This is a genomic window from Microbacterium sp. NPDC089320 (assembly GCF_040684875.1).
GTDB lineage: Bacteria > Actinomycetota > Actinomycetes > Actinomycetales > Microbacteriaceae > Microbacterium.
In genome coordinates this window covers 153,052-172,566 of record NZ_JBFBGY010000003.1, presented here as the reverse complement: position 1 = coordinate 172,566, position 19,515 = coordinate 153,052, and the positions used below count along the sequence as shown (strand labels likewise).

18 protein-coding genes are annotated in these 19,515 nt (G+C 69.3%); 6 read left to right on the top strand and 12 right to left on the bottom strand.

Annotation, left to right across the window (positions count from 1 at the left end):
* Window positions 1-175: 175 nt before the first annotated feature.
* From AB0N61_RS09410 to AB0N61_RS09375, 8 genes are all read right to left on the bottom strand, one after another.
* Window positions 176-826 carry an HAD-IA family hydrolase gene (locus tag AB0N61_RS09410; RefSeq protein ID WP_363363429.1) on the bottom strand — a complete coding sequence of 217 codons (651 nt, stop codon included), beginning with the start codon at window positions 824-826 and terminating at the stop codon, window positions 176-178.
* A gap of 27 nt (window positions 827-853) precedes the next feature.
* Window positions 854-1,546 (bottom strand): ATP-binding cassette domain-containing protein, encoded by a 693-nt coding sequence (locus AB0N61_RS09405; RefSeq protein WP_363363427.1) that lies wholly within the window; start codon window positions 1,544-1,546, stop codon window positions 854-856.
* A complete protein-coding gene (locus AB0N61_RS09400) occupies window positions 1,543-3,315 on the bottom strand; it encodes an ATP-binding cassette domain-containing protein (protein ID WP_363363426.1) in 1,773 nt (590 codons plus the stop codon). The genes AB0N61_RS09405 and AB0N61_RS09400 overlap by 4 nt, the downstream gene beginning before the upstream one ends.
* Window positions 3,302-4,162 (bottom strand): branched-chain amino acid ABC transporter permease, encoded by an 861-nt coding sequence (locus AB0N61_RS09395; RefSeq protein WP_363363424.1) that lies wholly within the window; start codon window positions 4,160-4,162, stop codon window positions 3,302-3,304. Before AB0N61_RS09395 ends, AB0N61_RS09400 begins: the two co-directional genes overlap by 14 nt.
* A gap of 68 nt (window positions 4,163-4,230) precedes the next feature.
* Entirely contained in the window at window positions 4,231-5,400 is a 1,170-nt protein-coding gene (locus tag AB0N61_RS09390; protein ID WP_363363423.1) for an ABC transporter substrate-binding protein, read from the bottom strand.
* A 36-nt stretch (window positions 5,401-5,436) separates the two neighbouring features.
* Window positions 5,437-5,763, bottom strand: a complete 327-nt coding sequence (locus AB0N61_RS09385; RefSeq protein WP_363363422.1) for a nuclear transport factor 2 family protein — start codon at window positions 5,761-5,763, stop codon at window positions 5,437-5,439.
* 93 nt (window positions 5,764-5,856) lie between these two features.
* Complete coding sequence (locus AB0N61_RS09380) at window positions 5,857-6,648, bottom strand: MoaF C-terminal domain-containing protein (protein ID WP_363363420.1); 792 nt, start codon at window positions 6,646-6,648, stop codon at window positions 5,857-5,859.
* Window positions 6,649-6,891: 243 nt separating this feature from the next.
* Window positions 6,892-7,848 carry a helix-turn-helix domain-containing protein gene (locus AB0N61_RS09375; RefSeq protein WP_363363418.1) on the bottom strand — a complete coding sequence of 319 codons (957 nt, stop codon included), beginning with the start codon at window positions 7,846-7,848 and terminating at the stop codon, window positions 6,892-6,894.
* Window positions 7,849-7,961: 113 nt separating this feature from the next.
* On the opposite strand from AB0N61_RS09375, the gene AB0N61_RS09370 reads away from it, so the two are divergent.
* Entirely contained in the window at window positions 7,962-9,122 is a 1,161-nt protein-coding gene (locus tag AB0N61_RS09370; RefSeq protein ID WP_363363416.1) for a DUF998 domain-containing protein, read from the top strand.
* Between the two features lie 10 nt (window positions 9,123-9,132).
* Here AB0N61_RS09370 and AB0N61_RS09365 read toward each other — a convergent pair whose 3' ends face one another.
* Window positions 9,133-9,987, bottom strand: coding sequence for a MurR/RpiR family transcriptional regulator (locus tag AB0N61_RS09365; protein ID WP_363363415.1), 855 nt, complete (start codon window positions 9,985-9,987; stop codon window positions 9,133-9,135).
* A 79-nt stretch (window positions 9,988-10,066) separates the two neighbouring features.
* On the opposite strand from AB0N61_RS09365, the gene AB0N61_RS09360 reads away from it, so the two are divergent.
* Window positions 10,067-11,011: a BadF/BadG/BcrA/BcrD ATPase family protein gene (locus AB0N61_RS09360; RefSeq protein ID WP_363363413.1), complete on the top strand. Its 945-nt coding sequence runs from the start codon at window positions 10,067-10,069 to the stop codon at window positions 11,009-11,011.
* Window positions 11,001-11,936: an N-acetylmuramic acid 6-phosphate etherase gene (gene murQ, locus AB0N61_RS09355; protein WP_363363412.1), complete on the top strand. Its 936-nt coding sequence runs from the start codon at window positions 11,001-11,003 to the stop codon at window positions 11,934-11,936. The genes AB0N61_RS09360 and murQ overlap by 11 nt, the downstream gene beginning before the upstream one ends.
* A 79-nt stretch (window positions 11,937-12,015) precedes the next feature.
* Here the strand turns inward: murQ and AB0N61_RS09350 are convergent, their stop codons facing one another.
* The gene (locus AB0N61_RS09350; RefSeq protein WP_363363410.1) at window positions 12,016-13,995 is read right to left on the bottom strand and encodes a primary-amine oxidase; all 1,980 of its coding nucleotides are present in this window, start codon (window positions 13,993-13,995) and stop codon (window positions 12,016-12,018) included.
* A 113-nt stretch (window positions 13,996-14,108) separates the two neighbouring features.
* Window positions 14,109-14,693, bottom strand: a complete 585-nt coding sequence (locus tag AB0N61_RS09345; RefSeq protein WP_167946381.1) for a TetR/AcrR family transcriptional regulator — start codon at window positions 14,691-14,693, stop codon at window positions 14,109-14,111.
* Window positions 14,694-14,759: 66 nt separating this feature from the next.
* On the opposite strand from AB0N61_RS09345, the gene AB0N61_RS09340 reads away from it, so the two are divergent.
* The 3 genes from AB0N61_RS09340 to AB0N61_RS09330 all read left to right on the top strand — a co-directional run bounded on the left by AB0N61_RS09340 (window position 14,760) and on the right by AB0N61_RS09330 (window position 17,974).
* Window positions 14,760-15,290 carry a hypothetical protein gene (locus tag AB0N61_RS09340; RefSeq protein WP_363363408.1) on the top strand — a complete coding sequence of 177 codons (531 nt, stop codon included), beginning with the start codon at window positions 14,760-14,762 and terminating at the stop codon, window positions 15,288-15,290.
* Window positions 15,291-15,417: 127 nt separating this feature from the next.
* Window positions 15,418-16,866, top strand: a complete 1,449-nt coding sequence (locus AB0N61_RS09335) for a glyceraldehyde-3-phosphate dehydrogenase (RefSeq protein WP_363363406.1) — start codon at window positions 15,418-15,420, stop codon at window positions 16,864-16,866.
* A gap of 46 nt (window positions 16,867-16,912) precedes the next feature.
* Window positions 16,913-17,974 (top strand): winged helix DNA-binding domain-containing protein, encoded by a 1,062-nt coding sequence (locus AB0N61_RS09330; RefSeq protein ID WP_363363405.1) that lies wholly within the window; start codon window positions 16,913-16,915, stop codon window positions 17,972-17,974.
* An 18-nt stretch (window positions 17,975-17,992) separates the two neighbouring features.
* Here the strand turns inward: AB0N61_RS09330 and AB0N61_RS09325 are convergent, their stop codons facing one another.
* The gene (locus tag AB0N61_RS09325; protein WP_167946389.1) at window positions 17,993-19,435 is read right to left on the bottom strand and encodes an XRE family transcriptional regulator; all 1,443 of its coding nucleotides are present in this window, start codon (window positions 19,433-19,435) and stop codon (window positions 17,993-17,995) included.
* Window positions 19,436-19,515: the final 80 nt, after the last annotated feature.

Sequence of the window (19,515 nt, the reverse complement as noted above, 5' to 3'; positions counted from 1 at the left end):
TCAGAGCACGAAGGGCGCTAACCGGCGAGCCACCGAAGGTCCGGCATCATCGAAGCAAGGAATCGCCGGACAGCGGCGGTGCAGAAGCAAGGCACCGCCCGAGCACCGGCTCACCGGCTCACCGGCTCACCGGCTCACCGGCTCACCGGATCACCGGGTCACAGGCACCGCCGCGTCACCGGATGACGAGCTCGAACCCGGCGTCACCCGGTACGACCGTGATCTGAGTCAGGTCGTCGACGTGGAAGGTCGGCTCATGGGCGATGGCGTGCGGACCCACTCCGATCACGCGCATCCCCGCAGAGTGCGCTGCCTGGATGCCGGCCCCCGAGTCCTCGAACACCACACAGTCGGCAGGGTCCACGCCGAGCAGCTGCGCGCCCAACAGGAACCCCTCGGGATCGGGCTTCGACGCCGAAACGCTCTCAGCAGTCACTGTCAACGCAGGCACGGTCAAACCCGCCTGTGCCATGCGCGCGTTCATCAGCGTGACGTCAGCGGAGGTCACGATCGCATGCGGGTAGGGGAGGAGGGATGCGAGCAGCGCATCCGCGCCTTCGATCGGGATGACACCCTCGACGTCCTCGCTCTCGTTCGCGAGCATCACGGCGTTCTCGCGGATGTTGATCTCGTGGTCGCGCTCCGGCAGCATGATCGCCATGCTCTGATGCCCCTGCCGACCGTGCACGACGCTCAAGACGGCTTCGGGGGCGATGCCGTGGGGCTCGGCCCAGGCCAGCCACAGCCGCTCCACGACGGCTGTCGAGTCGACGAGAGTGCCGTCCATGTCGAGCAGGGCGGCGCGGGCGGTGATCGTCTCGGTCATCCCCTCAGGCTACTGCGGCAGCATCCATCACCCGCCGAGGTATGCACGGTGCAGCAGCTGCGAGTCCTCCTTCAACGCCTCAGCGGTGCCCTGGAACGAGACGCGGCCTCCGGCGACCACCACGGCCTCGCGCGCCAGTCCGAGAGCGAGCTGCGTGAACTGCTCCACGAGCAGCACCCCGACGCCGGACTCGGCGATCGACTGCACGATCGGCATCAGGCGCATGAACACCACCGGCGCGAGTCCGAGCGACATCTCGTCGATCAGCAGGATGCGCGGCTTCGCGGCGAAGGCACGAGCCAGCACGACCATCTGCTGCTCGCCACCCGACAGCAGCGCTGTGGGCGAGTCGATGCGCTTCTCGAGCTCGGGGAACTGCGCCAGTGCGGCATCCTGCTCCGCCGGCGTCCGCGCGGTCAGCGAGATGTTCTCGCGCACGGTGAGCGACGGGAACACGGCTCGCCCCTGCTCGATGTGCACGATGCCTCGACGTGCCCTCGACACCCGGGACAGCTTGTCGAGCGGCTCGCCGTCGAGCAGCAGCGATCCCGCAGAGTGCGGGGTCACTCCCGACACCGATTCGATCAGGCTCGTCTTGCCCGCACCGTTCGGGCCGACGAGCGCGAGCACCTCGCCACCGCGCACCGTCAGCGACACATCCGAGATCACGGGGCCCGCGCCCCGGCTGACCGTCACCCCGTCCAGCACCAGTTCGCTCACTTCAACAGCTCCGTCTCTCCCATGTACGCCTTCACGACCTCCGGGTTCGCGAGCACCTCGGCCTGCGGTCCGCTCGCGAGCACCCGGCCGAAGTCGAGCACGGTGAGCGTCGGGCACACCGAGCGCACGAGGTCGAGGTCGTGCTCGATGATGATGAGCGCCACGCCGTAGCGTGCGGGCAGCTCGCGCAGTCGCGCGGCGAGAGCGAGGTGCTCGTCGTGCGACAGGCCAGCCGCGGGCTCGTCGAGGATCAGCAGCCGCGGGCGCGAGATCACGTTCGCCGCCACCTCGACGAGCCGCCGGGTGCCGACGTCGACGCTCGACAGGCGTGCACGCGCAGGCGGGCAGCCGAAGAACTGCAGAACCTCGTCAATGTCGGACGCCGCGAGTCGACGCCGCGCCACGAACCTCACGTACGAGCCGACCGTGAGCGACGGCGGCACTCTGTCCTGCTGGAAGGTCCTGCGCAGGCCGAGCCGAGCGCGTCGCGTCGGAGAGAGCCCGGCGAGATCGCGATCACCGAGCAGCACGCGTCCGCCGTGCTTCGGCAGGAAGCCGCTGATGGCGTCGACGAAGGTCGACTTGCCTGCTCCGTTCGGCCCGATGAGGCCCATGATCGATGCAGCCGGGACCTCGAGCGACACGTCGTCCAGGGCCTTGAGCGCACCGAACTGCACGGTGAGCCCGTCGACCCTCAGCACGGGTGCGCCGTCGAGCGCGCGCTCGTCGACGGTCGCGGTGGTCGTGGTCGTGATCGCCGTATCCTCTGCGTCGGCATCGGGAGGCAGCGCCGTCAGCGATGCGGATGCGGTCTTGCGATCGGCGCGCTTCCAGATCAGATCGCGGATCCCCTGGCCGAGATTTGTGCCGCTGGTCAGCGCCTGCACGCCGAGCACGCCGAAGACCACGAAGGCCCAGTCCTGGGGCACGCCCCAGCGCTTCAGCAGCTCGGGCACGAGCACCCACAGGATGCCGCCGAGGATCGCCATGTCGATCAGATGCGCCCCCGACATGACGGCGAGGACGTAGAGGGCGAGCGACTGCAGCGGAGTGAAGCTCGATGCGAAGGGGAGCTGCACCTGGCCGGCGAGCAGTCCTCCCGCGATGCCTCCGAGTGCGGCCGAGACGGCGAACGCGGTGAGCTTGGCGCTCTGCACGCTCTGTCCTGCCGCCGCGGTGCCGCGTTCCGAGAAGGCGACCGCCTTCCAGCTCGACCCCCACCGACCGCGCTGCAGGAAGAAGACCCCCAGGGCGCAGACGGCGAGCACCACGACCGAGAGGAAGAAGAACTCCCGATCGTTCGAGAACAGGGTCGGGCGCTCCACAGCGGTGCCGTCTGCCGAACCGGGGAACTGGATCTGCACGAGGGTGACATCCGCTGCGGCAGCGAAGCCGAGCGTGACGACGGCGAGGTTCACCCCGCGCAGCCGCAGCGCCGGAAGCCCGACGAGGACGCCGACGAGACCGGCCGCGATGCCTCCGAGGATGAGCCAGACGATGAAGCCGCCCGGCGCCTGCATGACGTTGAGCAGCGACACGATCCACGCGCCGACCGCGGCGAACGTGAGCTGGCACAGCGCGATCATGCCGGCGGAGCCGGTGACGATCCCGAGACCGAGGATCGCGATGGCCGCGACGACCGCGCTGATCGCGAGGAACACGAAGTACCCCGGGAGCGCCGCGCTCAGAAGAGCGCCCACTCCGACCGCGGCGGCGGCCACGGCGACGGGCCAGGACAGACGGAACCAGGGACGGTCAGCGAGCGGCATCCCACACCTCCTTGCGCTGCGTCCAAAGGAGCAGGACGACGATGAACAGGAACGGGAGGAAGTTGCGCACGAGGGCGACCTCGTCGATCTGGGCGACGAGCCCGCCCAGAACGCCCAGCACGACGCCGCCGACGACGGCGAGGTCGAGTCGGCGGAAGCCGCCGAGCAGCGCGGCGGCTGCGGCGGGCACGATGAGCATCGCGAGACTGGTCGCGTCGTTCGACTGCGACGGCGCCACGATCATGATCGCGATCGCGCTGATCACTCCGGTGACGAACCACACGGCGATCGAGAGCGGTCGAGATCGAATGCCGAGCAGCTCGGCGGTGGTGGGGCGCTCGGAGAGCGCACGCAGCTGCGTGCCCACCCGTGTCCGACGCAGCACGATCCGCACCACGATCGCCGTGATGACGGCCATGGCGACCGTGGCGACGGTCACCTGACTGATCACGACGCCCCCGAACGAGAAGGCGGGGCCCGCGATGATCGGGGTGAACGGCTGCGGCTTGTTGCCGAAGAGGATGAACGACATCGAGATGAGCAGGAGCAGAGGGCCCACGGTCATCGCCGAGCGGGTGGTGGTGGACGCCTCCGAGAGCCAGGTCGCGGCGATCCAGCCGATGGCGGCTGAGAGCACCCCGCCGACGAGAACGCCGAGCACGGAGCCGAGCCAGATCGGCAGTCCCAGTTCGCTGACGAACCACACGGCGCTGAATGCGCCGAACATCCCGGTGGCCGCCTGGGCGAAGTTGACGACCCGCACGAGGCGGGACATCAGGGTCAGGCACACTCCGAGGACCGCATAGAGTCCGCCGGCGGCGAGACCGGCGATGGCGCCTTGCAGCATGAGGCGTCCTTTCTGGTGAGGGGGAGAACCTGCCGCCGAGAATGCGCTCGGCGGCAGGCGAGGGGCGGCTACTCGCCGATACGGAGCCAGTCGTCGGCGACCTTCTCCCAGGCGTTCGTGCCGGACTTGAGGATGATCGGCCACCCTGCGGTGTTCTGCGTCCCGAAGGCGTACGGCGTTCCGACCATGGGGTTCTCGATGGGGTCCATTCCCCGCAGCGCCTCGGTGACGGTCTCGCGGGTGATGTCGCCGTCGATGCCCTCGAGCACCTCGATGAAGTAGGTCGCCGCGAGGTAACCACCCTGGCTGAACGAGGTGAGAGGGATGTCGTTGGCCTCCATCAGCTCCCGCCAGTCGGAGTTGATCTCGTTGTCGTCCGTGAACGGGTAGAACTCGGCGGGGACGTAGATCCCGGCGCCGGCGTCATCGATCGCGTCGGCGAAGTTCTCGCTGTAGACGCTCGTCAGGTAGAGCCACGTCACGTCGTCCCAGCCCTGCGCGTTCGCGGCCTTGACCTGACCGATCGCATCGGGTTCGACGGGGTTGATGGCGAGGGCCTTGCACCCCTGCTCGCGGGCCTTGACGATGTAGGGCGTGTAGTCGGACGCGCCGTACGGCACGGTGTCGTCGACGTACTTCGGCTCCTTGCCGGTGATCTCGGTCCACTTGTCGATCGCGGCCTGGTAGGTCGGGCGGGTCGATCCCGCGATCTCCAACAGGATGCAGATGTCGTCGAGTCCCAGCACTTCAGAGCCGTACTGCAGTGTGAGGGTCATGTCGTTGAACGGACCGACGTTCGCGGGGGAGATGTTGTCGCTGGCGAAGCAGCCGGTGTCGACTCCGATCCCCGGCAGAGACAGGATGTCTTCCTGCTCGTAGTACTTCGCGTTGATCTCGCACTCGATCAGGCTCGCTGATCCGACCAGAGCGACCGCTTCGTCGCTCCCGACGAGTTCGCGTGCCGAGGCGGTCGCGGTGGCGGGATCGCCCTTGTCGTCGAGGGTCTTGTACTCGATGGTGCGTCCGTCGAGGCCACCGGCCTCGTTGAAGGCATCGAACACGGCAGCCGCCGCCTGCGACGCCTCGGGGAAGGTCGCCGGTCCACTGATCGTGTTCACGGAGCCGACGACGATCGGGGCGCCGTCACCGCCACCGCTGCCGTCCCCGCCGGCGCAGCCGGCCAGGGTGAGGGTCACCACGGCGATGAGTGCCGCAGCGCCGGATACTCGCTTGTTCATGTGATTCCTGCCTCTCGTGTGCTTGTCGTGCTGTGGTCAGTCGCGCAGCGCGCGGTTGACGAGTTCGGTGTCGGTGAACTGCTCGAAGGCGACGACGCGGTGATCGACCAGGCGCCAGACGTGCGCGACGCGCGCGGCGAAGAAGCGGCCGGTCGCCCGGTATGTGCCCGAGTAGGTGCCGATGCCGACGACCACGTCTCCGCCGTCGACGACCTCGTCGATCGCGACCGTGTAGTCGTCCCACTCGTCCTGGATCCGCTGGAAGACGCCGGCGGCGACCGCATCCGGCCCGATGTACGTGCCGGCGTACGGGAAGCCGGCGGCCTCGGTCCAGCTCACATCGTCGGCCAGCGGCGCCAGCATGCCGTCGAGGTCGCCGCGTCGCTGGCCGCGTAGTGCTCTGCGATGATGTCGGCGTTGCTCATGGGGAGTCCTCTCCGGGATCTCGTGGTGGGCTCAGACGGGCTGGGCGTCGGGATAGTCGACCGAACCGAGCGGATAGATGTGACCGCCGCCGCGGGAGTGCTCGGCGTCGCCGTCGCCGTTGAGGCCGACGAAGATCCCCGTCGTCATCAGCTGATATCCGAGGTCGTGCAGCCAGACGCTCGCGACGGCGATCCGGAATTCGCGGAAGCAGAAGAGGTACAGGCCGTCGGCGAACTTCCACACGGTCGACAGGTCCATGTCGCCGTGGCCCCGCTGCACGCCCTCGAGGCATTGCCACGCATAGCGCTGACTCGAGATGTAGACGTGCTCGTAGAGGTGGTGCGGGCTGTAGCGGTAGACGTTGCGCTTGCCGATGAGGTCGCGGCTCGGCCCAGGGACCTCGCCCGTCGCGGTGCCGCCATCGGTCGTCGCGGCCCAGAAGTCCTGACCCACCTGCGGTGTGCCCTCCACGGCCTCGGCCGCGATCCGTGACTGCACGACGGTGGCGCGGTGGGTCGATGTGGAGTAGACGACGGTGATCGCCTCTCGTTCGCGGCTCTCGAGCGGGATGTTCACGAAGACGACATCGTCGCGCACCGCGACGGCGTCGTACGGGTCGGTGCCCGATCCTCCGATTCCCGTCCACGTGACAGCGACCGAATCGAACGCGAGTGACAGCGTCGAACCGTCGTCGAGCGTGAGCGTGAGCTCAGTGCCCGACAGCGAGGTGTTCGGCAGACGGAAGGTGTCGATCCCGGCGGCGAACTCGTCGTAGGTGCGCCATTCATCGAGTGCGGGATCGGTCGTGACAGGGGCGGTCATGGGAGTCCTGACGTCGCATGCGGCGGAGCATCCTCGCTCCGGGCACCGCATCCTCGCGGTGTGCTTGCCTCATGCTCCGGCTCGCCGCGGCATCCGCTCAAGAGATGCGCTGCCATCGCGCGCCGACAGTCAACCGGCGTGCCCTGCAGAGCAAGAACGGCCCGGCCGGCCTCCCGGGTCGTGGCGCACGGCCGACGTCAGGACGCGGCGCACAGTCGGCGTCGGGATGCGGCGCGACGACGCTCAGTGGGCCGCGCGGTACTCGCTGGGGGAGATGCCGAAGGCCGACTTGAATGCGCGGCTGAAGTGCGCCGCGTCCACGAATCCCCACCGCGCGGCGATCGCGGCGACGGGGCGGTCGGCGAGCATCGGGTCGAGCAGATCGCGACGGCACTGTTCGAGGCGACGCGTGCGGATCCAGGTCGAGACGGTCACGCCCTGCTCCTGGAACAGGCCGTGCAGATGACGGGTCGAGATGAAATGCGCCGACGCGATGGTTGCGGGTCCGAGGTCCGTCGAGGCGAGGTTGCGATCGATGTACGAGCGGATGCGCTGCACGAGCGCGCGATGGGGGTCGGCCGACACCTCGTCGAGACCGAGCTCGCGCGTGAACACCGTGGTGACGAGGTCGAGTGCACTGTGCGCCAGCCGCGCGCCGGTCGTGCCGGCGAGCTGATCGAGATTGCCGGCGAGCTGCGTCAGATACGGGACCACCATTCCGCCCAGGCCGCCCTGGCCCGAGATGCGCACAGCGGTGAGCTGGCCGATCATGTCCGAGGGCAGGCTGATCAGGTGCTTCGGGAACATCACGACCATCGTGCGGAAGTCGTCGTCGAAGACCAGGGAGTATGGGCGGTCGGTGTCGTAGACGGCGAGGTCCCCGGCCTGGAGCACGGCCTCCCGATCGTCCTGGATCAGCATCCCGGTGCCCGCGAGCATGAGGCTGAGCTTGAAGTACGACCGGTCGCCGCGTGCGATGAGCTCGGGCGTGCGCTCGACGATGTGCGAGGTGGCCCGCACCTCGTTGACGTGCACCTCGTCGACCGAGGCGCCGCGGATGATTCCGCGGAAGTGGTCGGGCCCGGCCGTCGACACCTGGAGCGGCACGAAGGACTCCGAGACGGCGGCCCGGAACTCACTGATGTTGCGCGCGACGAGCGTCGACACCGATTCGGCGGGGGCGGCGAGTGCACCGTTCATGACTGATCACCTCGGGTGGTGGAACGACGACGTTGTATACGATCCGTGCCGAGATGGTATCACCGGGGCGGTCCGAAGAGCGAGGCTTCTATGATGTGGGGCGGAGGCCAGCGATGCGATATCTCGGTGAGAAGGTCATGCAGGTCCTGCGTCAGCTGCGCGGACCCGACACAGCGGATGCGGTCTTCGAGGCGACCGCGCTCATCGTCGGGGCGGCGTTCTTCGCGCTCGGCTTCGCGATCGGCTGGCCCGTCTTCTGGGGCCACGAGATGGCGATCAGCGGCAGCGGTTCGATCGGCGCCTTCGCGGCCTACGGCGGCGCGATCACGGCCGTTCTCGCGTTCGCGCTCGGGCGCCTCGTCGTGCGACCCGTGACACCGGCCCCCGACGGCACCCGCGACGGATTCAGCGTGCCGGGGGATCGACTGCGCTGGTACGACCTCGCTGCCATCGCCTTCGCCCATGCGGCGATCGCCTACCTCGGATGGCTCGGAATCGCCGAACTGCTCGACCGCAGCTTCACGGATGCCCCGGTCTTCGCGTTCCCGGGAGCGATCCTGGTCGCCGTGGCGTTCGCCCTCACCGCGTACGTGACGTTCCTCAGCGCGGTGGCGCTCACCCCGATGGTGCTCTCCCTCGTGCTGGCGGTCTTCCTCGTGATCGGAGCGTTCGCGGCGATGCTCGCCTCCAGCGATGTGCACTGGTGGCAGGACAACCTGTCGGCACTCGGGATGAGCAGCAACAGCGCGTCGGTAGCCTTCAACGCCACCTTGATCATCGCGGGGGTCCTGGTGACGACGATCGCTCGCTACGCCACCGCCGGCCTGCCGGTCGACGACCACGTCGATCGTCGCGGACGGCGCGTGGTGCGAGGCGGGCTGATCCTGATCGGGATCTTCCTCGCGTGCGTCGGGATCTTCCCGGTCGACGAGTTCTTCCTCCTGCACAACACGGTCGCGACCGGGATGACCGTCGCGTTCGCGGTGATCGTCGTGGGACTGCCCTGGTTCGTGCGCACGGTCCCGCGGGTGTTCGTCGCGCTCGGGTGGACCTACGTGCTCGTGATCGTGCTGCTCGCTGTCTTCTTCGCGGTCGGCTACTACAACCTCACGGCGGTCGAGCTGATCGCGGCCGTGCTGATCTTCAGCTGGATCATCGTCTTCCTGCGGACCGCGGGATCGGTGCACCCGGCGGGACCGGCGCAGCCCGGGGGAGCGGCGCAGCCTGCGGGATCCGCGCACGAGGGGCGCCGGCCCGGTTCGGCGCCGGCCTGATCATCTGGCCTCAGCGCAGCGGCTGCGTGGCATCCGCTGTGCGCTGCAGCGCGTGGACGGTGTGCGCGTGCCGGCGCTGGGCGACGCCGACGAAGACGCAGTCGACGAGTGCGAGCTGCGCGATCCGGCTGACCATGGCGCCGGCGCGGAGGCGGGGCTCGCGAGCCCGCGCGAGCAGGGCGTGGTCGCAGTGCTCGGCGAGCGGGGATGCGGGTGCGCCCGTGACGCCGATCGTGACGGCGGATGCAGCCCGCGCCGTCTGCAGGAAGTACACGGTCTCGCGGGTCGTTCCTGAGTGCGAGAATCCGATGGCCACGGTCTTCCGCGCTCCGAGTGCTGCCGCAGCGCTCGCCTCGTGGGCGTCGGTGAGCACGATCGCCGCGTGCCCGATGCGGAGGAGCTTGCGGCCGAGATCCGCTGCGGCCTGTCCGCTCGCACCGATTCCGAACAGCAGGATGCGGTCGGCGTCGTCGATCGCCTCGACTGCGGCAGCGAGGTCGTCGTAGTCGAGGTTCGCGACTGTCTCCTCGATGGCCAACAGTTCGAGGGCGGCGACCTTCGCCGTCGCCTCCCGCAGGGTGTCGGCAGCGGAGATCTCGGAGCCGAAACCCGCTGCTGCCGGGAACTGCACCGACTCGCGACCCAGTTCGGTGGCCAAAGCCATCCGCAGCGCGGCATACCCGTTCACGCCGATCGCGCGGCAGAAGCGGACGACCGAGGCGACGGAGGTGTCGCACCTCGCCGCGATCTCGGTGATCGTGCTGTCGACCACGATGGTGGGGTCGTCGGCGATCGTCCGAGCGATGCGCGCGAGCGACGGCGGCAGCTTCTCGGCGGCCGAGGCGATCGTCGTCTGGATGCTCATGGCTCTCCTGCAGCAGAGGCGGGTATCGGGCTTGTGAACAATTCTTTCATGCAGTGCCGCTGATGCGTAGACTATTTCCATGTCTTCTCCGCGCGCCCTCGTCGCCGTCGACCTCGGCAAGTCGCGCTGCAGGGTCGTGGTCTCCGACGTCGCGGGCGAGCGACGAGAGCCCCGACGGCCCGTGTACGACGGGGTCGGTGCGCCCGGTCTCGCGGCCGAGGGCGGTGTCGCCGCGGCGCTCGCCGCGATCCTGCCGTTGAGGCACCATCTCGACGCTCCGATCTCGGCCGTCTCGGTGGGCGCCGCGGGCGCGTGGGCCGCCCCCGAGGCCGCAGACGAGCTCGCCCGCGAGCTGGCCGATGCGTTCCGCGTGCCCGCCGCGGTGACCTCTGATGTCGTATCCGCTCATGCCGGTGCACTCGGGGGCGGGGCGGGGGTGCTGCTGATCGCGGGAACCGGTGCCGCAGCGCTCGGCGTCGACGGCGAGACGGCCAGGCTCGTCGACGGGTGGGGGCCGGAGCTGGGTGACTTCGGCAGCGGATCCTGGTTCGGTCGAGAGGCGCTGCGCGCCGTCCTGCGCGCCTCTGCGGGCCTCGGCCCCGGCACGACACTCACCGATGCGGTCGAGACGACGGTCGGCGAGCCCGCGGCGGTTCCCGCCTGGATCTCGATGGACGGCCCCGTGCCGCGCCGCCTCGCGACTCTGGCACCGCTCGTCCTTGACGCCGCCGAGGCGGGCGACGCCGTGGCAGAGGGCATCGCCGCGGAGGGCGTCCGCCTGCTCGTCGCGTCGGCCGTCGCGGCATCCGTCACGTCTGCCGTCACGGCATCGTCGAACAGCCGCGAGGTCGCGCTGCACGGCGGGCTGACCGACCACGCCTGGTTCCGCTCGTCGCTCGCTCAGTCCCTCGGCGCCGCTGGCCGCACGGTCGTCGTCTCCTCCGGCGACGCCCTCGACGGAGCGCTCCTGCTCGCAGAGCGCGCTGATCTTCCCCACGAAAGGTTCGTGCATCGTGCCGAATGAACACGCCAGACTGACCGCACTCCTCGACGTCCTCTCGTCGCTCGGGACCGAGGCGTCGAGCACCGAGCGCGGCGACCTCGATCTGCTCGAGACGGCCGAGCTCGTGCGGCGCATGAACGCCGAGGACCACGGCGTTCCCGCAGCCGTCGGCGAGCGGAGTGCGGAGATCGCGGCGGCCGTCGACGCGATCACCGAGCGGTTCCGAGCCGGCGGGCGCCTGATCTACCTCGGGGCGGGCACCGCAGGCCGCGTCGGTGTTCTCGACGCCAGTGAGTGCCCACCCACCTTCGGCACCGACCCGGCCATGGTCGTGGGGCTGATCGCCGGCGGTGAGACGGCGATCCGGTCTGCGGTCGAGAACGCCGAAGACGATGACGCGGCGGCAGCGGACTCGCTGCGCGAGCTCGGGCTCACCGATCGCGATGCCGTCGTCGGGATCTCGGCGTCGGGTCGCACCCCCTATGTCGTCGGCGGTCTGGAGTTCGCTCGGGGATTGGGCGCCCTCACCGTGGCGATCGCCTCGAACCCGGCATCCGAGATCGGAGCGGTCGCCGAGATCGCGATCGAGGTGGTCACGGGGCCGGAGTTCATCTCGGGGTCCACGCGCCTGAAGTCGGGAACGGCCCAGAAGCTCGTCGTCAACATGCTCACGACGTTGTCGATGATCAAGCTCGGCAAGACCTATCACGGTGTCATGGTCGACCTGCAGGCGACCAACGAGAAGCTGCGTGCGCGCTCGATCCGCACCGTCACCGAGCTGACCGGCGCGGGCGTGGAGGACTCCGCTGCCGCGCTCGATGCCGCCGGCGGATCGGTCAAGCTCGCCATCCTGATGATCGCCACGGGCGCGTCGCCGGAAGCCTCGGCCCGTGCCCTCGACGAGGCCGACGGCGTTCTCCGCGTCGCGATCGCCGCACTGTCATGAGGGGAACCTTCGCGGCCTGCTTCCGCCAGGGTCTTCCCGACGACGACGCGGCGCTGGCCGCCGAGGCCGCCGCCGAGGCTCAGTGGGAGCAGCTGCAGCCCTCGCCGCCTCCGCAGCAGCCGGCGTCCGCCGTGACGTGTGCCTGAGACGACTCGGGAACATCCAGCGCCGGGTTCTGATCGAGGAAGCCGTTCGGCTTGAACCAGAATCCGGCATAGTCGACGGGCATGATCGGCCAGTCCTCGGGGCGCGGGAAGTGCGTGAGGCCGAACGTGTGCCACAGCACGATGTCCTCGCCGTCGAGTGAGCGGTCGCCGGCCGAGTACTCCGGCAGGCCGGCGCCTCCCTGGTGCGCATTCGGATACCGGCCGGCGGGCCAGATCTGATGCTGCTCATGGCGGGTGGCCCAGAGATGCTTGGTCGCGAACGCCGCACGAGCGGCCACGGAGGAGGCCGGGTCGGCCATCAGCAGAGCGGTGGGCTCCGGGATCAGGTGATACGCGGTCGGGCGGCCGACGTGGTTCATCCGAGTGGTGCTCTGCACCTCCCAGGCGCGCGCGACCGACGTGTCCGCCTCACGCTGCGCCTCGCTCTCGGAGAGCAGCGGCGTCTCCGACCAGGTGAAGGCATTGCCGAACGGGTTGTCCGGGCCCATCGGGATGCGCTGCGCGTCGATCTCGACCAGGCGGTTCGACTCGCCGTCGATGGCGACGTCGAGCCGCGCGCAGAACAGGTGCTGATGCACCGGAGCGAAGACGCCCGGCGCCAGCTCGGTGGCGTGCTGCTGTCGCACCCCCGGTTCTCCGGCGCCCGCGAACACGATCCCTGTCGCCTTGGCCACGACCTCGATCGAGCCGTCGAGGTAGAAGTGCCAGTAGAACCCGTAGTCGTAGTTGCCGATGGTCGAGAAGTACGACACCACGAAGCGGCGGGAGCGGCGCACGTCCGAGCGGCCGGCGAGGTCGGTGTGCTTCCAGAGGATGCCGTAGTCCTCCTCGTGCATGCACACCACGTTCGGGATGCGCACGGGGTGGCCGTGGTCGTCGGCGACATAGCCGTCGAGGTAGCGGATCACGCCCAGGCAGTCGCAGCCGAGCTCGAGGTGGTTCGCGTTCTTGCCGAGCAGGTACTCGCCGGCGTCGAAGTAGCTGATCCAGAAGCGCCCGGGTGCGGTGTCACCGTAGGGCACCACCATCTCGGGCACGCTCGCTCGACTGAGCACCGAGCGTCCGTCGAACGTGACATCATGCAACACGAGCCCCTCGCGGGCGTTGAAGCCGACCCGCATCGACCAGTTCTCCCACTCGACGAGTGAACCGCTCACCGCGAAGCTGGGGCCTTCCGGCTGCGTGATCTCGATCGGCTTGAGCGAGGTGCGCGCGTCGCCCTGCACCTCGGGGTAGTAGTTGCCGTGGCCCGCCGGCACCGGCACGTCGCCCTCATCGTCGATGCGGATCACGCTGTTCGTCGTGAGGTCGATGTGCACCACCAATCCCTCGACCGGGTGCGCCCAGGGGGAGTCGTCCTCGTCGTACTTGAGGAATGTGAGAGAGCGGATGACGCGGCGGCCCACTTCATCCGCGCGGCCGGTGTAGCCGGGCGCGAGCGGTCCGCAGAAGGCGAGGGCCATGTGCTCGGCGAGTCCTCGACGCGTCATCGCCGCCTGCCACTCCGGGGACGCCTTCGCGACCGCCTCGGCGCGTTCGTACTCCTCGAAGAGGTACTGGGGCTGGCCGTAGGGCGGTGCATCGTTGGGCACTCGCTCGGCGCGCAGCACCTCGCCGCGGGTGATCGAGACGACGACCTCGCTGGCGACGCCCGTCGCCGTGTCGAGCAGCGTGGCGTCGATGCGACGGTCGATGGGCAGGCCCGGCGCCCATGCGGCGAGCTCCTGCTTGGTGGGCTCGTCGGGCAGCAGCATCGGCACGCGGACCGTCTCACCGAGAAGTCCCGCCGATTCGAGCACGGCACGCGCCGCTGCGATCTCGGCGCCGGTGAGAGGGTCGAGCGGGTGCGGCGCGGCGATCCTGTCGAGGGAGACGGGCTGGGGGTGGGACATCGGCGTACCTCACTATTTCGAGCGATCGCTCAATAAACGGATTGCGTCGATGGTACGACGGCGCGGCGAGGCGCACAAGAGTCCTGTCGTGCGGGGAGAGAAGACCGGGCGGGTCAGGAGCGCCAGGGCGCGAGGATGCTGTCGAGCACCGCGAGGTGGGCGTCCGCGCCGCGCGGTTCGGTGACTTCCAGCACCTGCTGCCCGTAGGTGATGGAACGGAGCAGTGACATCACCGCCTCCTTCGGCGTCGCGGGGGACAGCTCGCCGTCGGCGACCGCCTCGTCGAGGGACTCGCTGATGCCGTCCTGCCACGTCGCACGAGTGGGCGACCCGGCATCCGGGGTGGAGGCGAGGGCGGTGAGGCGGCCCCAGAATCCGACGACGACGTATGCCTCGGTGCGGGTCTCCGAGTCGACCGGAAGGACCTCGCGCATCAACGCGTCCAGTCTGGCCAGCCCGCGGAGCCCGGAGGTCACCGACCGGATGCGGTCGTCCGTGCGTCGGGTGATCTCCGCAGCCGCCGCGCGGACGACGTCGTCGAATCCGTCGAAGTAATGCCAGAGCGAGCCGGTCGCGACGCCCAGCTCCTTCGCCACCGCGCGCGACGACACCGCCTCGTGTCCGTCGCGGGCGGCCACGGCGAGCAGCGCCTCGGCGATCTGCCGGCGGCGTTCATCGTGATCCACGACACGGGGCACATGCCCATCCTGGTGCATCCGTCTCGGGTCTCGCTATTTTGAGCGGATGATCAATATGATGCGGGTGTGGATCACCTCCTCCCCGCAGCACCGTGGCTGATGGCGCTCGCCGCGGTCGTCTCGGCTGCGGCATGCATCGCCGCCTGGCGTGCCGTGCCGTGGCAGGGGAGGCAGACCGCCTTGATCATGGCCGGCGCGATGATCGTCGTCGCGGTGAGTGACGGCGAACCGGTGGTCGGGCTGACGGTCGCACTCGTGCTGCTCGTCTCAGCGATGCTCGGCACCGCAGGCGTACGCGGCACACCCGCGGCAGCCACCTGCTGCCACCGCGCCCTGGTCTCCCTCGTCATGGCGATCTGCTCGTTCGAGAGCCTGTCGACAGGCCAGGCTCCGGTCGAGACGGGCGGTCACGGCGGGCACGGGCTCGACGGGCTGCTCTCGGTGCTCGTCGTCGCGGGGGTCATCGGGGTCGTGCTCTGGACGGTGGTCGCCGAGTGGGTGCTCGCTCCCGTGCACCAGGGGCGCACCGCGCGCCTGCTCACGACCGAGTCGTGGGCGATGGCGGCCGGGGTCTGCGTCATGTGCCTGGGGTTCTGACGTCGTCGTCGCTGCGGCGATTTCAGAACCCCCGCGCGCGGCGCGTACCCTGGAGACATCCCCCGAAGCTCACCCGGCAATCTCGCGCGCCGGCGACCTCGGCGCGCTCACACATGCAAGGACGCAGATGAACGTAACCGCCGCACCCCACGACGACTGGACGGCGAGGGAAGAGCTGGCCGAGCGGATGATCCCGCTCATCGGAGCACTCAAGCGCGAACGCGATGTCGTCACGTCCCTCCACGGGCACCGGCTTCTCGGCCTCTCGGCCACGGGCATCGTCGAGGTGCACGACAGGGTCGCACAGCTCGGCCACGAACGCCTCGCGCTGGATGAGACCCTGGCCGTGCTCGAGGGCGTCCACGACCTCGGTCCCGGTGCGTCCTCGCTCGACCTCGCGCGCCTCGCCTCCGGTCACGCCGACAGCGAGCTGCCTCTCGACGCCTATCTGGCCGAGGCGCTCGCGCCGGCGGTCGGAGCGCTCGCCGCCGCCCCGACCGACGTCGTGCTCTACGGTTTCGGACGCATCGGGCGACTGCTGGCGCGTATCCTCATCGCGCACACGGGCGGGGGCAGCGGTCTGCGTCTCCGGGCGATCGTCGTGCGCCGCGGCTCCGAGAACGATCTCGTCAAGCGCGCATCGCTGCTGCTGCGCGACTCGGTGCACGGGCGTTTCGCCGGTTCGGTCACCGTCGATGAAGAGGCCGAGCAGATCATCGCGAACGGCACCCGCATCCAGGTGATCTACTCCGACGACCCCTCCACGATCGACTACACCGCCTACGACATCCACGACGCGATCGTCGTCGACAACACGGGGCGCTGGCGCGACGACGCCGGACTCAGCCGGCACCTGGACTCGGAGGGCGTCGCGCGCGTGCTGCTCACCGCACCCGGCAAGGGCGCGTTGAAGAACATCGTGCACGGCATCAACGACGACACGATCGAGCCCGACGATCGGATCATCACCGCAGCGTCCTGCACGACGAACGCCATCACTCCCGTGCTCAAGGCGGTCGACGAGGCCTACGGCATCTCTCGCGGCCACGTCGAGACCGTGCACTCGTTCACCAACGATCAGAACCTGATCGACAACTTCCACAGCGGCGATCGTCGCGGGCGCTCGGCCGTGCTCAACATGGTGATCACCGAGACGGGTGCGGCGAAGGCCGTCGCGCGAGCGCTGCCCGAACTCGAGGGCAAACTCACCGGATCGGCGATCCGCGTGCCGACGCCGGACGTCTCTCTGGCCGTGCTGCACCTGACTCTCGAGCGCCCCGCCGTCAAGGACGAGTTGAACGACTACCTGCGCCGTGTCTCCCTGCACTCGAAGCTGCGCCAGCAGGTTGACTACGTCGAGAGCCCCGAGGTCGTCTCGACCGACTTCGTCGGCTCACACCGGGCCGGCATCGTCGACGGTCTCGCGACCATCGCGAACGACCGTGACGTGGTGCTGTACGTCTGGTACGACAACGAGTACGGATACTCCTGCCAGGTGATCCGCGTGCTCGAGGTCATGGCGGGCTCGCACCCCATCGTGCTGCCGGAGCGCCGCGAGGTGACACTGCACGGCTGACTCGGTGTGAGTGCGCGGTGTCGGTGGTGCCCGGCATGATGAGGGCATGAAGACCGCGACCCTGCGCGCCGAGCGGCTCCGTTCGCATCGTCTCAGCGCTCCGGCGCGCACCGCGACGGATGCCGCATCGCACATGCTCGCGGTGCAGAGCCAGGACTTCACCGCCGGGCGGTGGGTCCTCGCCTCGCGCACCCGCGGCGAGCCCACGCTCCGCACCGTCGATCGCGCCTTCGACCGGGGCGAGCTGGTCCGGGCGTGGACCATGCGCGGCACGCTGCACATCATCCCGGCGCGAGACCTGCGCTGGGTGCTGTCGATGACCGCCGAGCGGCAGCGTAGGCAGGCTGCGGGCAGGCGCCGCGATCTCGGGATCGACGCACCGATGGTCGCTGCGGTCGTGACCGCCGTGGTGCCGCGTCTGCGCGACGGCGGTCTCACGCGCGCCGAGATGTTCGAGGTGTTCACGGGCATAGGCATCGACCCCGCCGGCCAGCGCGGCATCCACCTGCTGAGCGAGCTCACGCTCGACGGGCTGATCTGCCAGGGGCCGGTCGTCGCGCGTGACGGAGTGACTCGGGAGCAGCGCTTCGTGCTCGTCGAGCAGCACATCCGCGAGCACGCGGCGCCCGACGACCCGCTCGCCGAGCTCTTCGTGCGCTACATCGACGGGCACGGACCGGCAGCGGTCGCGGACTTCGCCTGGTGGTCGGGTCTCACGCTCGGGCAGGCGCGCGAGGCTCGGGATCGTGCGGCGGCTCGGGTGGTCGAGGTCGACGAGGGTGTGTTCATCGGCGCCGCTCGTCCCCGGCGATCTCCGCGCACCCCGGCGGTCCTGGCGTTGGGCGCCTTCGACGAGTACTACATCTCCTACGCCGACCGCACGGCCGTCTGCGACCCTGCGCATCTCCCGCTCGTCGGACCGGGCAAGAACGGCATGGTGCGGGCGACCCTCGTCGCGGAGGGCCGCGTCGTCGGATGCTGGACGCACGCGGCCGCGTCGCTCGGCGCACCGCCGGAGCTCTTCGACCTCGCACCCGGATCGCAGCCGGTCGATGACGGCGCGGTGCGCAGCGCTCTCGCCCGGTTCACGCGCTTCCTCGAGGGGTGAGGCGGCGAACCGAGTCGATCACTCGCTCGCGTGACGCCCGAGGAAGTTGTAGACCTCGTTGTCGTCGACACCGGGGAACGCGCCGCGGGGGAGCGGCGAGAACATGTGGGTGTGCACGCGGGCGCTCGGCCAGGCCTTCCCCTTCCACCGGTCGGTGAGGTCGGCCGAGGGTCGTCGGCAGCATGCCTCGTCGGGGCAGGTCGAGACGGCGCGGTCGGCGGTCTCCCGTCCGCGCCACCAGCGCGCGTCGTCGAACGGCACGCCCACGGTGATCGAGAACTCCCCGTCTGTCGATGCGCCGGTCTGCGTCGAGCACCAGAACGTGCCCGAGGGGGTGTCGGTGTACTGGTGATGCTCGTTCGTGCGGTTCTGCTGTGTGAACGCCGCGCGAGCCTGGAACTTCCGGCACACCCGCTGGCCCTCGACAGCACCCGTGACGTCCATCGGCAGGGGCAGGTCGTCGTTCTCGTAGACCCGGGTGATGGCCCCGGTGGCGTCGACGCGGAGGAAGTGCAGCGACATCCCCACGTGCTGCGTGAGCAGGTTGGTCATCCGCATGCCCGCGGCCTCGTGCGTGACGCCGAACGCGTCGCGGAAGTCCTCGACCGCGAGGTTGCGATCCTTCTTCGCCTGCTGCAGGAAGGCGACCGAGGCCGTCTCGGGCATCAGGCACGCGGCGGCGAAGTAGTTGATCTCGAGCCGCTGCTGCAGGAAGTCCGCGTAATCCGTCGGCGGCGTGTGGCCGAGCAGCCGGTGGGCCATCGCCTGCAATGCCATCGATCGCAGGCCGTGGCCGCCCGGGATCGACGCCGGGGGCAGGTAGATCCGTCCGTTCTCGAGGTCGGTCACCGAGCGGGTCGAGTGCGGCAGGTCGTTGACGTAGATCAGCTCGAAGCCCAGTTTGTCGGCCATGATGCTCACGGTGCGGTGCGTCAGGGCGCCCTGCACGTGTCCGGCCGAGCGCAGCTGCTTCTCAGCGAGCTTCTCGATGTCGGCGAGGTAGTTGTTCTGCTCGCGCATCCGCAGGCGCAGCTCGGTGTTCGCTCGCCGTGCCTCTTCGGGAGTGGCGATGGCTTCTCGCTCGCGCCGCTGGAGCTCGCGGTGCAGTCCCAGAAGCGACTCGATCGTCTCGTCGCTCATTCCCTTCGTCACGCGCACCGGTGCGATGCCCAGCTGACGGAACACCGGGCTGTCCTGGGCGCGCTCGAGTTCGATCTCGAGAGCCGCGCGTCGGTTCGGCGGCTCCCCGGAGATGAGGTCGGTGACCTCGGTGCCCGTGGCCGACGCGATCGCCTGCAGCAGCGAGAGCTTCGGCTCGCGCTTGCCGTTCTCGATCAGGCTCAGCTGCGAGCCGGCGACGCCGACGAGAGCACCCAGCTCATCGAGTGTGAAGCCCTTCTCGAGGCGGTGGTGCCTGATGCGGTGGCCGAGAGTCGCGAGGTGGATGCCGGAAGGAGCCATTCCTTGATACTAGCGAAAGAACCCGAATTCTTATCGCCCCGAATGGTGAAAAGTCGGGGATGAACCGGAAGAAGATGGAA